The organism is Nitrospirota bacterium (genome assembly GCA_016178585.1).
GTDB lineage: Bacteria > Nitrospirota > Nitrospiria > JACQBW01 > JACQBW01 > JACOTA01.
On the sequence record JACOTA010000032.1, the window covers coordinates 1 to 14,156 of the forward strand.

Genomic DNA, 14,156 nt, shown 5'->3' on the forward strand with positions numbered 1-14,156 from the left:
CTGCTGCCAGATCAGCGGCCGGTGGGAGGAGTTTTGGGGAAATCGGGCGACTGGGTGAGAAGCTTACCCATAAATTTGTCTCACACCCTGATCTCCCAAGATCAGCGATAGACTTCGCACCCACTTATTAATCATGTCATTGCGAGCACCGAAGGGTGCGTGGCAATCTTATCGTAAAGTCTTGAGATTGCTTCACTTTGTTCGCAATGACAGCTTTCTAACTCTGTTCTTGGGGATCTCCCAAGAGATAGACTTCGCACCTGCTTATTGTTCATGTCATTGCGAACACCGAAGGGTGCGTGGCAATCTTACCGTAAAGTCTTGAGATTGCTTCACTTTGTTCGCGATGACAACTTTCTGTTCTTGGAAATCTGGTCAATCATATTCAGAATGATCCCTTCGCGCAATCCGTAATCACTCACAACCATCCTGTTAAAATTAAAAAACATCATCATCTCTAAAACAATAAACGCTCCAGCGACAATAATATCTTCCCGCCCTGCCTCTAAACCTTTTATTTTTTTTCTTTCATCTTTAGTTTTAGAAATCAGGGCCTGAAAAAGACCCGAAACCGTTTCTTGAGTGAGCTCGAAACGATGGACTTTCTCAAATGAATACGCTTCAAGACCTTGCGCCATCGCCGCCAAAGTGGTGACCGTTCCTGCCGTTCCGACCCAGGTTACCGAAGGATTTTTTTCAAGAACCTCCTTAAACTCTCCTTTAACTTCCGCGAAATATTCCCGAACTTTTTTTTTCATCTGAATGAGTTCGAAAGAAGAAGGGGGGTCAGAGAAAAAATACTTTTCGGTAAGAAACACAACCCCGAACGGGGTGCTTTTTTTAGATAAAAGGGTCCGATGATGTCCAAGAATCCATTCGGTGCTCCCGCCGCCAATGTCGACCATCATCTGGTAATCGTTTGAAACGGGTAGGCCATAACGGATTCCCAAATAGGTTAACCGCGCCTCCTCTTCACCGGAAATGACTTCAATATCCAGATCAAGTTCTTCTTTGACGCGTTCGATAAAATCTTTTTTATTTTCGGCTTCACGAACCGCACTCGTTGCGACCCATAAAATATGATCGCATGAAAATTGGCGAAGGGATTGCCGAAAGGATATTAAAGCGCTTAACGTTCTTTCAACGGCTGAAAGGGTTAGCGTCCGACTTTTTAAAAATCCTTCGCCCAGACGGGTCACCTGACGATCGGAAAAAAGCTCTTTCCATTTTTGATCACGGTATTCAACAACCAGAAGCCTTAAGGTGTTTGTCCCAATATCGATGCTGGCTAAAATCATTCGCTCTCGTAATGTGTCATTGTGAGCCGAAGGCAAAGCAATCCGACCTGAAAGGTCGTTGTGAGGATGATAAACTCTATCTCTTGACGATGAAATAAAAATCCTCGGCAGCCTGGTTGATTTCCAAATGAAGTTTCAGCGTGCCCTCCGTAGGAACAACTTTCCGGAAATAAACAAAGCCTCTGACGGTTGCCCCCGGCAGGATATCACCCTCATGAAGCGCAAGGAGAGAGATATCGGATACCGGAGGAGGCGAAGGATAAAATGGAAAATTAAAGGCGAACCCGAAGAAGGAAGAGTAGCCGCCCGAACCGATTCCGATGTGAGCTGACGAAGAAACCGGATACCCTCGATCAATAAAGGTCCTTTCAACTTCTACAGGCGGAACAGGTTGAAATTGATTGCCTCCGCTATCAAGAAGGTTCAAAAATTTTTGCGCAAATTCTAATTTATTTTCGGTTCCGTTTTTAATCAACAAAAGAAGGGGTGTATAGTACTGCTCCAGGTCGCCCGGATAAAATTGCCATTCCTGAGTTTGAACAGAAACAGCGGCCCCTCCGACCTTTTTGGTAATAATGTTGGAATGAAGGTCAACTTCGCCCGTCTGGTCAGGTTTGGGAACTATGGCAACACCGCACCCCCCCACGAATAGAGTCAATACTAGAGCGAAAATCAAGCTTTGCTTGTTTGAGCGAGGGGAATGGGGGCATCGGAGGAGTTCACGAAGTGAAACCGCACGGGCCACCATGTTAAATCGACCGAAAATCAAGCTTTGCTTGTTTGAGCGAGGGGAATGGGGGTATTTTATCATCATGTTCATCCTATGTTTGAGAGGGATTAAGACGTTCGGTCAGCTCATTTTTCAAGAGATCTTGCTCTTCTTTCATTTGAACCGCTTTCGAAAACAAAGCCGTAAGTTCGGTCTCTTCAATACAGGTTTCCCCTTTTTGAAGTTTTTCAAATAAAACTTTCCCTGCTTGAAGCATCAGTTCATCAATTTCTTTTTCTAATTTTCTGATTTCCAGACGGACCTTAATGGCATCGATCTCTTCAACCGACCGGTGGATAAGATTTTGGAGCCTGTTTTTGACAATCTGAACACCCAGTTCACTGTCTTCTTTAATTTTTTTAAACATGTTTTTATCCCCCAAGAACAGAGATAGAAAGTTGTCATTGCGAGCGAAGCGAAGCAATCTCGCCATCGTGAACCGAGATCGCCACGCACCCTGCGGGCGCTCGCGATGACAGGCAAAACAAGGAGTTGCAAATCCTATCTCTGTTCCTGGAGGTCCAATCTGGCATTCCATCTTCGAAGCAAGGTTTCCTTCAATCCCCCGTGATCCGGGTGAACCAACAAGGGGTCCTTCTGTAACAGATCCATCGCTTCCCTCCGAGCTTCCTCCAGCATCTTTCCATCCCGAAGAAGATTGGCCACCCGCAATTCAGGGAGGCCGGACTGGCGGGTCCCGAAAAATTCACCCGGCCCCCGGATGGCAAGGTCCTCTTCGGCCAGTTTAAACCCGTCTGTGGTGTTCACCATAGCCTTTAATCGTTTTTTCGCGTCTTCAGAAACCGGAGTGTTGGCAACCAAAAGGCAATAGGATTGATAGGGTCCCCGGCCGACCCTCCCGCGAAGCTGGTGTAACTGGGCCAGGCCAAATCGCTCGGCATGTTCAACCACCATCAGGGAGGCGTTTGAGACGTCGATCCCGACTTCGATTACCGTTGTCGATACCAAAATATGGATTTCCTGATTTTTAAACTGTTTCATCACCCGTTCTTTTTCCCCCGATTTCATCCGGCCGTGCAGGAGGCCTATTTTAAATTGGGGGAAAACGGTCTCTTCCAGGGTTTTGAACATCGTTACAGCGGCGTTTAAATCAAGTTTTTCGGATTCTTCCACCAATGGATAGACAATATAGGCTTGCCTCCCTCCGTTGACCTCTTTTTCGATCATTGAATAAACCGATTTTCTCTGGCTTTCATAAAACAAACGGGTTTGAATCGGCTTTCTCCCTGGCGGAAGTTCATCGAGAACGGAAAGGTCCAAATCGCCGTAAACCGTCAGGGCAAGGGTCCTCGGAATCGGCGTTGCGGTCATGATCAAAATATCGGGAGAATCCCCCTTCTTCTTGAGTTCCATCCTCTGCATAACGCCGAATTTATGCTGTTCATCGACCACGGCGATCCCAAGCCTCTTAAACTGGACCTTTTCCTGAATAAGGCTATGGGTTCCAATGACCAGATCTGTTTTCCCTTCGGCCGCGCTTTCCAAAACCTTGGTCTGCTCCTTCTTTCCCATTCCGTGGGTTAATAATCCCGCGGCTATATTTAACCGCAAAAGGAGGGGAGTCAGATTGAAATAATGCTGTTCGGCCAAAAGCTCGGTGGGAACCATCAGACAAGCCTGAAATCCGTTTTCGATAGCAATCAGCATCGCAATTAAAGCAACAACGGTTTTTCCAGACCCGACGTCTCCCTGCAAAAGACGGTTCATGGGATAAAGGCTCTGCATATCTTTTTTGATTTCTCCCAAAACACGGCCTTGCGCGGGAGTCAGTTTAAAAGAAAGATGTCTCAAGAGCTCGCCTTCCATTCCTCCGTCTATCTTAAAGGAGAAGCCTTTGTTTTCCCGCGAAATTTTATTTTTCCTCAGAGCCAGCCCCATTTCCAACAAGAAAAAATCCTCAAAAACAAGCCTGCGGTGAAAAAGGCTTTTTTCCAGGGACGATTGAAAAAACGTTTCCGGTCCCGAAGGAAAGTGTACTTCTTTTAAGGCCTCCCCCAATGAAGGAAAAGCATATTTCCGGACAAGGGCTAAAGGAAGCTTTTCCCGGGCCAAGAGGAGATTCTCTTCCAGCAATGACTTGATCAGAGAGCGCATTTGGTTCGACGTCATTCCCGGCGTTTCATGATAAACGGGAACAATTTTTCCATGATGGGTCAAATTCTCTTCGTCACCTGTCACGAGTTCATAACTTACGGGATTCATTTCAAGCCTGAAATGCTCAAATCGGTTAGGGCTCACTTTTCCGGTCAAGATAACTTTTTGCCCGGTTTTGAAGACTTTTTCCAAATAGGGCTGATTAAACCATTTACAGCTTAAAACCCCCGTTTCATCTCCGAGGATTAATTCGAAAATCTTTAAATGTTTTCGGGGGGTGATTTGAGTTCTGACGGCTTTAACTTCTCCGAAAACCATCTGATTTTCGTTAGGGGATAGTCGGGATATTTTTTGTATTTTCGTCCGGTCTTCATAACGGTAGGGAAGATTAAAAAGAACATCTTCGACCGTAACCAGCCCCAGCTTCTTTAACAGGACGGCTTTATAGGGGCCGATGCCTTTGACGAATTGAACAGGGGTTTCCCACCGTAGTGTGGAATTCATTTTGCCTTTGCATTAATTAATGCCATATGGTATTCTTACGAACTTTTAGTTACCTAACTTAAATTTTTATCTGGGAATTCCAGATTGTAAAAGAAAAAGCCTGGCTTCGCTGCGGATGCGCTCGCGAGCAAGCTTAGTGGGAGGCAAAAATGGCAAGTCATTGTGAACTCTGCAATAAAACCAAAGCGGTCGGCAACAATGTCAGTCACGCAAGCAACAAAACCAAGAGAACCTTTCGCCCGAATTTACAGAGGGTTCGTGCCATCGTGAATGGCACGCCAAAAAGAATCCGGGTCTGTACCGTATGTATCAAGTCGGGCAAAGTCCAAAAAGCCGTCTAGACTGATGAAAAAACTCATCTGCGGCGTTCTCGCCTTTCGGTCTCCTCGACGTACTAACTCTGTACGTCTGTGTCGCCCCTCAAGGCTGCGGCCTTGCAGCTGATGTTTTTTGATCAGTCTCCTTCATGCTGAAAAGTTGTTCAAAAAGCTCCATAGGCTTCGTTCTCGGTTCCTCGGAGTCCTCATGTCCTCACTTTGTACACTCCGGTCTCCCTCAGCCCCTGCGGCCTCGCCTCTGGAGCTTTTTGAACAGCCTGAACAGGCATACCGTTTATCTAAAATTGACTTCTTCAACCCTTCTGGCTCAAAGCTCTCTATTTATGGTAGATGACGCTCTCTTCATGGACGGCTCGGATCATTTCTTTGGCGTTCTCAAAAGGGGTATCCGGCAAAATCCCATGCCCTAAATTGAAAATATGGCCTGATCCCTTCCCATATTTCTCCAGGATACCTTTTACCCGGGTCCGAATGGTTTTCGCGTCTGCATACAAAACGCAGGGATCGAGGTTTCCCTGAAGAGCCACCCGCTCTCCAATCTTTTCTCTGACTTTCCGAATATCCGACCGCCAATCCAAACTAATCACATCTGCCCCTGTGGCCACCATATCGTCGAGCAGAAGTCCCCCGCCGTTTATGTAAAGGATCGCCGGCACACCTGTCTTTCTGATCTGGTCAATAACCTGCCGGGTATAGGGAAAAGAAAATGTTTCATATTCATCGCCTGCCAAAGCGCCGGCCCAGGTATCAAAGATCTGGATGGCCTCCGCGCCGGATTCAACCTGTGCATTGACATACGCAATAACGGTTTTGGTAACTTTTTCAAGAAGCTGATGGAGAAGCGCGGGAGACCGGTACATCCATTTTTTAATGGAATTAAAGTTACGCGAGGTCTCTCCTTCTATCATGTAGGTCGCCAGCGTGTAAGGGGCTCCCGAAAAACCAATTAAGGGTATTCTCTGGCTGAGTTCTTTGCGAAGCATGCGAATCGCTTCAAAAACAAAAGCGGTTTTTTCCTCAACAGCAGGAACCCATAGCCCTTTGATATCGTCCTCTCCCCGGATCGGTTTTGGAAAAAGAGGCCCCTTATGTTCGGTAAATACCACTTCCATTCCCATGGCTTCAACCGGGATCAGGATATCAGAAAAAAGAATGGCGGCATCCACTTCCAGCAGATCAACCGGCAAAAGAGTCGCTTGCGTCGCCAGTTCAGGGGTCTTGCACAAAGTTAGAAAGTCCACCTTTGCCCGGATCGCCTGATACTCCTTCATATATCTTCCGGCCTGGCGCATGATCCAAACCGGCGTATAGGAAACAGGTTCTTTTCGACAGGCTTTTAAAAAAGTTTCATTTTTCACCGGCTTATTCAAATGGTTTAAGCTCCTTTAAAAGCCGATCGCATTGGTTTTTAACATCTTTATTCCTCATCATCTCAAGAGGGTAAAGAGCCTCAAAGAGAGTGATGATTCCTTTTTTAGGCGTCACCGAGATAAAAGAAGACAGGTCGATCGAACCCACTTTAGCGTTGCCCCATTCAATCGTTCGTCCCGTGGCACAGGTATCATTTTTTAACAAATCCCTCAATCTTCTTCTTTTTAAAGAGGGCCCGCTGATTAAACATTCGACAACCCCTTTAAAAGTAATTAAAAACCGGGCAATCAGGCTGATCAGATCAACCGAATCACTCAACAAGGGATCGGGATAAAAGGTTAGATTCCCGTAGCTTGAGGCCCGCTTAAACAATTTTTTATGGACAAATCCCTGGGAAATCGCAATGAAAAGCTCTTTCTTCCTGTCCTCCTGGAGCCGGATGATCGTCCCATTTTCCAGCTGGACCAACACGCTTAACCGAAGGGATAGATCCTCGACGCCGGGTTCTGTAACTTTTTCCTCTTTCATCTCTTTCTTTGATCCGCGCAGAAGGGATCACATGTCCCCAAAACCAAAGGTTTCAGTATATTATCTCGACTCTTCCTTATGAGTCAAATCCTTATTTCATTTCGTATCTTGATCGGTCAAAGGGTAGGTCTTTAGAATCCAGGCAGAAGCCTCTTCACGGGTTTTGATCTTTCCTTCTAACTGATTGTCTTCCAGGTCATGTAAAATCCGTTTAAACAGAGGACCGGGGAAGTACCCCATCTCGATAAGCACATTTCCTGAAATCACAGGAAGAGGAAAGAGGTCGTCTTGACTGAACTCTTTTAATTTCTTAACACAGAGATCCCAAAGATCCAGTTTTCGACCCAGGGCCAGAGAATCCGCCCGATAGAGCTCCAGGAGCTCCTCAAAACAGGGTAGACGCAAAAATCGTTTAAACCTCGCTTGATTCATGGCGGGAATTTCCTGAAAAACCGGATGGTCCCGAACCAGCGTTGCCACTTTTTCGGTTTGATCATTGGAAAGCTTTAACCGGCGGCAGACCGCTGCGGCTTTTTTCCCCTCGAGTTCATGAAAAAGAATGGCCATCGCCAGCTCAAAGCTTCGAATGGAGATAAATTTAAACAGCTTAAGGGTGTGATTAAAAACACTTTCATCCCTCCCCTCCTTTTGGATTTCTTTCAATTGAGAAATTTCAGGAAAAATAACTTTCATCATCCCGGTTTCATCCAAAAGGGTCAGCCCTCTGACAGGATCGTCGCCGATTAATATTTTTTCCAACTCATCCCTGATTCGTTCCGCGCTGACCTTTTGAATTAATCCTCCCATCTTCTGAATGGTTTCATAGGTTTTCTGTTCGATCTGAAAAGAAAACTGGGCGGAAAAACGAACGGCCCGGAGGAGCCGCAGATAATCTTCTTTAAACCGCTGTTCAGGGTCTCCAATCGTCCGGAGAATTTTTTTTTCTAAATCTTCTCTCCCGCCGACATAATCGATCACCCTGTTTTCGATCGGATCAAAAAACATCCCGTTAATGGTGAAGTCTCTTCGAAAGGCATCCTCTTTTTCATCGGAAAAGGTTACGGTCTGAGGATGCCGTCCATCCAGATAAACCCCATCGGAGCGAAAAGTCGCTATTTCAATTTTCTCCTTAACCCCTCCCTCTTCATCTTTTCCAAAGGGGACAAGAACAACGCCAAACGCTGCCCCTACCGGAATCGCCTGAGGAAACAAAGACAGGAGCTCGTTCGGTTTGGCGGAGGTAACAATGTCAAAATCTTTTGGGACAACCCCTCTCATTTGATCGCGCACGGCGCCCCCCGCCAGGTAGGCTTGAAAACCTGCTTTCCGGAGTTTTTCGATCAGGGAAACTGCCCGGTCAAACAGGGGGCCTTTTTTATCCAGAGCCGTCGCCTGATTGTTTGCATTTTTATCATTTGACAAGTTTTGATTCTCCATCTATATTGCTATATTGATTATATCATTTTGGAGTGATGATCAATGAAAAAAGCCCAGCCCGCCGCCGCTGCCAAGAAAAAAAGTAAAACCATTGACAAGCCCCTCGCCAAAAAAATCTCTGCCAAACAGCCTCCTGTTTTAAAAGCAAAAGACGAGGATGTTAAACAACTCATCCAGCAAATAAAAGGAGAACTGCTGGACAAAATCGATCTTAAAATTAATGCGCTGGTCCATCGCCTCGACCGGGTCGAAAACGGAATTGGCGAAATCCTGGATGAGTTAAGAGAAACTGAAGCCATGATCGAAAACGAACCTTATGAAGGCCAGGCATAATGGCGCTGGTTAAAAAAACGCCATGGATGCTTATCTTTTTCATTTTCATCGGAGGGTTTTTTGGCACGCTCATGGGAGAGATTTTAAGAGCCATCTCTCCGGATGGCACCGTCAGGGATCTTTTTTTAAAAAGTTTAAGTTTTGGAATTTCTCCCCCCTTTATCCTGGATCTAAGGCTCTTTACAGCCACGATCGGATTTACCATCAGAATTAATATTCTGGGGTTTATCGGGATATTTTTAGGACTCTACATCTACAAACAAGCGTAATTTCTACTCTTCTCTAACCCGTTTTATAAACTGAGAGCGGCTTCCTTAAGCGCTTTAATTTTATTCCTGATTTCGGCGGCCTTTTCGAAATTCAAATCTTTAGATGCCGACCTCATCTCTTTTTCCAGACTTTGAATGATGGGACCCAGTTCTTCCTGCGGGATATAAGGAACGGCCGCTTCCGCGGCCAGAGGAAGGGTAAAGTAATCCGATTCGGATACCTCGTACAGGGCCTGGGGAATTCCCCGTTTGACCGAAACGGGAACAATATGATTTTCTTCATTGTGCTTCATCTGAATTTCCCGACGCCGGTTGGTTTCTTGAATCGCAGACTGCATTGAATCTGTTATCCGATCAGCATACATAAAGACTTCTCCGCTGATATGTCTTGCCGCTCTGCCGGTGGTCTGGATTAACGAACGATGGGATCTTAAAAAACCTTCCTTATCCGCATCTAAAATCGCCACCAGAGACACTTCCGGCAAATCCAAACCTTCTCTTAAAAGATTAATTCCAACCAGAACATCAAATTTCCCTAATCGGAGGTCCCGAAGAATTTCCGTCCGTTCGAGTGTTTGAATTTCGGAATGCAGATACCGGACTTTAATTCCCAGCTCTTGATAATATTCGGTGAGGTCCTCTGCCATCCTTTTGGTCAGGGTCGTAACCAGAACTCTTTCGTTTTTGGAAACCCGCTGATGAATGGCCTCCAGCAGATCGTCCACCTGTCCTTTGGCCGGTTTGACTGTTATTTTAGGGTCGATCAGCCCGGTCGGCCGGATAATCTGCTCGACGACTTTGTGATGACATTTGTCCAGTTCATAAGATCCCGGCGTGGCAGAGACAAAGATGGCCTGGTTCAATAATTTTTCGAATTCATCGAACTTCAACGGACGGTTATCAAAGGCTGACGGAAGCCTGAACCCATACTCCACCAGGTTCTTTTTTCTTGAAAAATCTCCTTCAAACATCCCCCTGACCTGTGGAATCGTTGCATGACTTTCATCCGCCATTAACAAAAAATCGTCCGGGAAATAATCAATCAAGGTCGGAGGGGGTTCTCCCGGCTTTCTTCCGGAAAAGTGTCTGGAATAATTTTCAATCCCCTGACAAAAACCCATTTCTTTGATCATTTCGAGATCAAACCTCGTACGCTGTTCAATTCTCTGAGCTTCAACAAGCTTTTTCTCTTTCTCAAAATGAAAAATTCTCTCTTCCAGCTCCTGTTCGATTCCCTGCAAAGCCGTTTGAAGCCTTTCGGGAGGAATGACGTAGTGGCTCCCGGGATAAATTGCGATTTTAGGAAGTTTTTTAATCACCTCCCCCCTGAGCGGATCAATTTCCTCAATCGCTTCCACTTCATCTCCAAACAGGGAAATGCGGACGCAATTCGTATCCGAGGAGGCCGGAAATACTTCAATCACATCTCCCCGGACCCGGAAGGTCCCTCGATAAAAATCAATATCGTTTCGGTCATACTGGATTTCAACCAGCTTTTTTAAAATCTCTTCCCGGTCGATCCGGCTCCCAACCTCCAGAAACAATAACATTCCATGATAAGCTTCGGGAGAACCCAAACCATAAATACAGGAAACCGAAGACACGATAATGACGTCATCCCGTTCAAAAAGGGAGGAGGTCGCCATATGGCGCATCTGATCGATCGTCTCGTTTATTGCACTGTCCTTCTCGATAAAAGTATCGGTGGTCGGAAGATAGGCTTCGGGTTGATAATAGTCGTAATAACTTACAAAATAGCCAACCCCATTTTCAGGAAAAAAGGTTTTAAATTCATGGCAAAGCTGGGCCGCCAGGGTTTTATTATGAACCATAACCAGAGTAGGTTTTTCAATCTTTTCAATGACTTTTGCCATTGTAAAGGTTTTTCCGGAACCCGTCACCCCCAAAAGGGTTTGAAATTTCTTTTGGCTCTTAAGGCCGGAAACCAACCGGTCGATGGCCTGTTGTTGATCCCCTTTTGGCGTGAATTCAGAAGAGAGTTTAAAAATACCCATTTTTATGACCTAAATGCCTTGACTTTATGGGCCAAAGAACTTTAAAATCAAGGTTCAATCCTTAAGTTTAAAGTTAATCCCCCACCAGACAAGGTTTCCCCCATGTCCCATTATGACATTGTAGCTTGGAAAGCTATCCAAGACCAGCTTGCAAAGCTAACCGGCTGTTCTCTTTTTACTTACGATACCGCAAAAGACCCCAGGCTTTTCTGTGAAGGCAGCCAGGAAAACCCTCTTTGTGAACTTATTCACAAAAATCCTGAATTGAAAAAATTATGTGAAGTCGAGCGTGAAATTCAGATCCAGCAGGCTGAAAAATCAGAACAATCAAAATATTTCAAATGTTACGCCAATCTCAACCTGTTTGCAATCCCTCTCCAGACAGACTCTTCTGACCGGAAGGTCCTTGTGGGCGGACAGGTTTATTTTTCCTACCAGGAACTGGAAGACTTTAAGAAAAAAACCGCCGGTCTAAAATTTACTCCGCATTTCATAACCGAAAAAGCGGATGAAATAAAAATCATCGACAAAGAGGCGTTTTTCAGCGCGAACCAGCTTATCGAATCTGTCGCTCTCCCTTTTTTTAAAAATCTCTCGGTCAAAAAAACATCGGACAACCGGTTGAACAAGTTAAATACCCTCTTCAATCTCTGTCAGGAACTGGACCAAAACCTGGGGGAAAGAGATTTTTACGGATTATTTCTCAATGCGCTGGGTATCCTGTTTAACGGAGAGACCGTCGCTGTTTTAAAACCCGATCCTGTCACAAAAGAATACAAAACTTTTGAAGCCTTCGGAAATAAAATTTATGAAATCGCAAAATTCACGGGAAAAAAAGATAACGCCCTTTTTAAAAAGGTCCTTGAAAATCGCCGGCCCTACGCGACCCGGGATATTCTTGAAATTGTAAAGGGGGGATTTCCGGAAGAGACGGGTTCGCTCCATTTATTTCCGGTTGGAAAACCTGAAAAAACTCCGGCGCTTTTAGTTTTCCTCGATACAAACCTTTCAGAGGAAGACATAAAACTCATTGCCCAATTCACCCATCAAACTTCGGTCATTCTCGAAAATCAATTTTTATTCGAGGCCCTCAGAAATTATCGGAAGGACTCAAAAACCCTGACCGAATTTTCCCATCTCCTCGTTTCCACTCTTGACTCGGAAGAACTTTTTAAAACGATTATTGACCAGGCGACGTCGATGCTTCATGCTGAACAAGGCTCCCTGATGCTCGTCGAAGAAGACACGGGCGACCTGAAAATAAAAGTGATAAAGGGCATCAATCAAAAAATTGTGGAAGGCCGCCGGATACAGGCGGGTGAAGGCGTCGCGGGAAAAGTGCTTCAGGAGGGCGTGCCGCTATTGGTTCAAGATATGGAAAACGACCCCAGAGTTTTGCTCCCCAAACGGTCGCGTTATAAAACCACTTCTTTCATCTCCGTTCCGATCACTCTCGATCATCGGCCTATCGGGATTCTCAATGTGGCAGACAAATTCAACGAACCTTTTTTTACTGAAAAGGACCTGCAGATTGCCTTAACCATCAGCGGGTATGCGTCGATGGCCATCGAGCGGTCAGAGTTTTACCGCCGGTCGGAGGAACTCCGTCAGATTTCGATTACAGATCCTTTAAGCGGATTGCTCAATCGGAGATATTTTCAAGAACGTCTGGCGGAAGAGATGGAAAGGTCAAAACGCCATAAACTTCCTTTGTCTTTGATTATTATGGATATCGACAATTTTAAGCAATTTAACGACCTGCACGGTCATCTGGCCGGAGATGAAGCCATTCGAATCGTCGGAAGATGCCTTCGGAATAATATCAGAACCATTGACGTTGCCGCACGGTATGGCGGCGAAGAGTTTACGGTGATTCTTCCCCAGACCGGCAAAGTCGACGCCACACAAATCGCCCAAAGGATCTGCCTGGAAATTGAAAAGACCGAGTTTATCACCGAGGACCTTCATAAAGGGCCAGGCATCACGGTCAGCCTTGGGTTGGCCACGTTCCCTGAAGATGCGGAATCTATCGAGGACTTATTTAAACACTCCGACCGGGCGCTTTATATGGCAAAGGCGGCGGGGAAGAATCGCGTCGTCGTCTACGCCCCCTGAGCAATCGCTGAAAAAGAAACACCTTACCCTTCTACTATATCCTAATCAGAAAAAAGGGCGTCGATGAACGCATCGGCTTCAAACGCCTCAAAATCGTCTAATTTCTCTCCCAAGCCCAACCATTGAATGGGGATGTTCAAGTCGCTCCAGATCGGAATGACGATCCCCCCGCGCGCGGTGCTGTCGAGTTTGGTTAAAATAATCCCGGTGACCCCAATCGCTTCATGAAACATTTTGGCCTGGCTTAAGGCATTTTGCCCCTGGGTCGCGTCCAGAACCAGAAGCACTTCATGGGGGGAGGAAGGATCTCCCTTACCCAGGGTTTTTTTTATTTTCTTGAGTTCTTCCATTAAATTCGATTTGGTATGAAGACGGCCGGCGGTATCCACGATGAGGACATCCACCTTTCTTGCCTTTGCGGCGGCATAGGCGTCAAAAGCCACGGCGGAAGGATCAGCGCCATGTTTTTGGGCAATCACATCGATTTTATTCCTGTCGCCCCAGACCACGAGTTGCTCAATCGCCGCGGCCCGAAAGGTATCCCCCGCAGCCAATAGAACGGATTTGCCTTCTTTTACAAAATAATGAGCCAGCTTCCCGATGGAAGTCGTTTTTCCTACGCCGTTTACCCCGATCATCAAAATAACCCGCGGAAACCCTGTGAAAGGCGCCTTGAAAACCTCTGCGTGCTCCTTTCGGCTGGAAAGAAGGCTCTTCATCTCCCCTTTAAGCGCTGATTTTAATTGGGTTAAGTCCTTTAACTCTTTTTTTTGAATTTTGGGCCGAAGGGATTCCATCAACCGGTCTGCGGTTTTAGCTCCCATGTCGGACATGATAAGGATTTCTTCCAGGTGATGAAGCGTCTCCTGGTCAACCGGTTTTTCCTCAAGGAAAATCTCGCCGAAAGTCTGCAAAAACTGATTTCGAGTCTTTGCCAATCCCTTTTTTAAATGATCAAATAATCCCATTGAGTCCTTAAATAAGATAAATATTCGCTATGGGGGCGTTGTGGGGCAGGGAGAACCCTCACTACTCCGGCTCCGAAGTTTATCCTCATCTCTGGA

The 14,156-nt window shown here is 45.9% G+C and carries 13 protein-coding genes; 4 read left to right on the forward strand and 9 right to left on the reverse strand.

Going from position 1 to position 14,156, the window contains the following annotated elements:
- Positions 1 to 332 precede the first annotated feature (332 nt).
- The 4 genes from HYR79_05735 to recG all read right to left on the reverse strand — a co-directional run bounded on the left by HYR79_05735 (position 333) and on the right by recG (position 4,686).
- Positions 333 to 1,298 (reverse strand): Ppx/GppA family phosphatase, encoded by a 966-nt coding sequence (locus tag HYR79_05735; protein ID MBI1821192.1) that lies wholly within the window; start codon positions 1,296 to 1,298, stop codon positions 333 to 335.
- A gap of 76 nt (positions 1,299 to 1,374) precedes the next feature.
- A complete protein-coding gene (locus HYR79_05740; GenBank protein MBI1821193.1) occupies positions 1,375 to 2,112 on the reverse strand; it encodes a hypothetical protein in 738 nt (245 codons plus the stop codon).
- Positions 2,113 to 2,119: 7 nt separating this feature from the next.
- Positions 2,120 to 2,434: a hypothetical protein gene (locus HYR79_05745; protein ID MBI1821194.1), complete on the reverse strand. Its 315-nt coding sequence runs from the start codon at positions 2,432 to 2,434 to the stop codon at positions 2,120 to 2,122.
- A gap of 134 nt (positions 2,435 to 2,568) precedes the next feature.
- Complete coding sequence (recG, locus tag HYR79_05750; protein ID MBI1821195.1) at positions 2,569 to 4,686, reverse strand: ATP-dependent DNA helicase RecG; 2,118 nt, start codon at positions 4,684 to 4,686, stop codon at positions 2,569 to 2,571.
- 149 nt (positions 4,687 to 4,835) lie between these two features.
- On the opposite strand from recG, the gene HYR79_05755 reads away from it, so the two are divergent.
- Positions 4,836 to 5,027, forward strand: a complete 192-nt coding sequence (locus HYR79_05755; protein MBI1821196.1) for a 50S ribosomal protein L28 — start codon at positions 4,836 to 4,838, stop codon at positions 5,025 to 5,027.
- 314 nt (positions 5,028 to 5,341) lie between these two features.
- Here HYR79_05755 and HYR79_05760 read toward each other — a convergent pair whose 3' ends face one another.
- The 3 genes from HYR79_05760 to HYR79_05770 all read right to left on the reverse strand — a co-directional run bounded on the left by HYR79_05760 (position 5,342) and on the right by HYR79_05770 (position 8,345).
- On the reverse strand, positions 5,342 to 6,394 hold the full coding sequence (locus HYR79_05760; GenBank protein MBI1821197.1) for a uroporphyrinogen decarboxylase: 1,053 nt from the start codon (positions 6,392 to 6,394) through the stop codon (positions 5,342 to 5,344).
- Complete coding sequence (locus HYR79_05765; protein ID MBI1821198.1) at positions 6,387 to 6,923, reverse strand: hypothetical protein; 537 nt, start codon at positions 6,921 to 6,923, stop codon at positions 6,387 to 6,389. Before HYR79_05765 ends, HYR79_05760 begins: the two co-directional genes overlap by 8 nt.
- A gap of 96 nt (positions 6,924 to 7,019) precedes the next feature.
- Positions 7,020 to 8,345: a CCA tRNA nucleotidyltransferase gene (locus HYR79_05770; GenBank protein MBI1821199.1), complete on the reverse strand. Its 1,326-nt coding sequence runs from the start codon at positions 8,343 to 8,345 to the stop codon at positions 7,020 to 7,022.
- A gap of 57 nt (positions 8,346 to 8,402) precedes the next feature.
- Between HYR79_05770 and HYR79_05775 the strand changes: the two genes are divergently transcribed.
- Together HYR79_05775 and HYR79_05780 are read left to right on the forward strand one after the other, a co-directional pair.
- Positions 8,403 to 8,693: a hypothetical protein gene (locus tag HYR79_05775; protein ID MBI1821200.1), complete on the forward strand. Its 291-nt coding sequence runs from the start codon at positions 8,403 to 8,405 to the stop codon at positions 8,691 to 8,693.
- On the forward strand, positions 8,693 to 8,962 hold the full coding sequence (locus tag HYR79_05780; GenBank protein MBI1821201.1) for a DUF4321 domain-containing protein: 270 nt from the start codon (positions 8,693 to 8,695) through the stop codon (positions 8,960 to 8,962). The genes HYR79_05775 and HYR79_05780 overlap by 1 nt, the downstream gene beginning before the upstream one ends.
- Before the next feature lie 23 nt (positions 8,963 to 8,985).
- On the opposite strand, the gene uvrB is transcribed toward HYR79_05780, so the two are convergent.
- Positions 8,986 to 10,977: an excinuclease ABC subunit UvrB gene (gene uvrB, locus HYR79_05785; GenBank protein MBI1821202.1), complete on the reverse strand. Its 1,992-nt coding sequence runs from the start codon at positions 10,975 to 10,977 to the stop codon at positions 8,986 to 8,988.
- Between the two features lie 102 nt (positions 10,978 to 11,079).
- Here uvrB and HYR79_05790 point away from each other — a divergent pair, with 102 nt between their 5' ends.
- Entirely contained in the window at positions 11,080 to 13,092 is a 2,013-nt protein-coding gene (locus HYR79_05790) for a diguanylate cyclase (GenBank protein ID MBI1821203.1), read from the forward strand.
- Between the two features lie 41 nt (positions 13,093 to 13,133).
- Here HYR79_05790 and ftsY read toward each other — a convergent pair whose 3' ends face one another.
- On the reverse strand, positions 13,134 to 14,060 hold the full coding sequence (gene ftsY, locus HYR79_05795; protein MBI1821204.1) for a signal recognition particle-docking protein FtsY: 927 nt from the start codon (positions 14,058 to 14,060) through the stop codon (positions 13,134 to 13,136).
- Between the last annotated feature and the right edge of the window lie 96 nt (positions 14,061 to 14,156).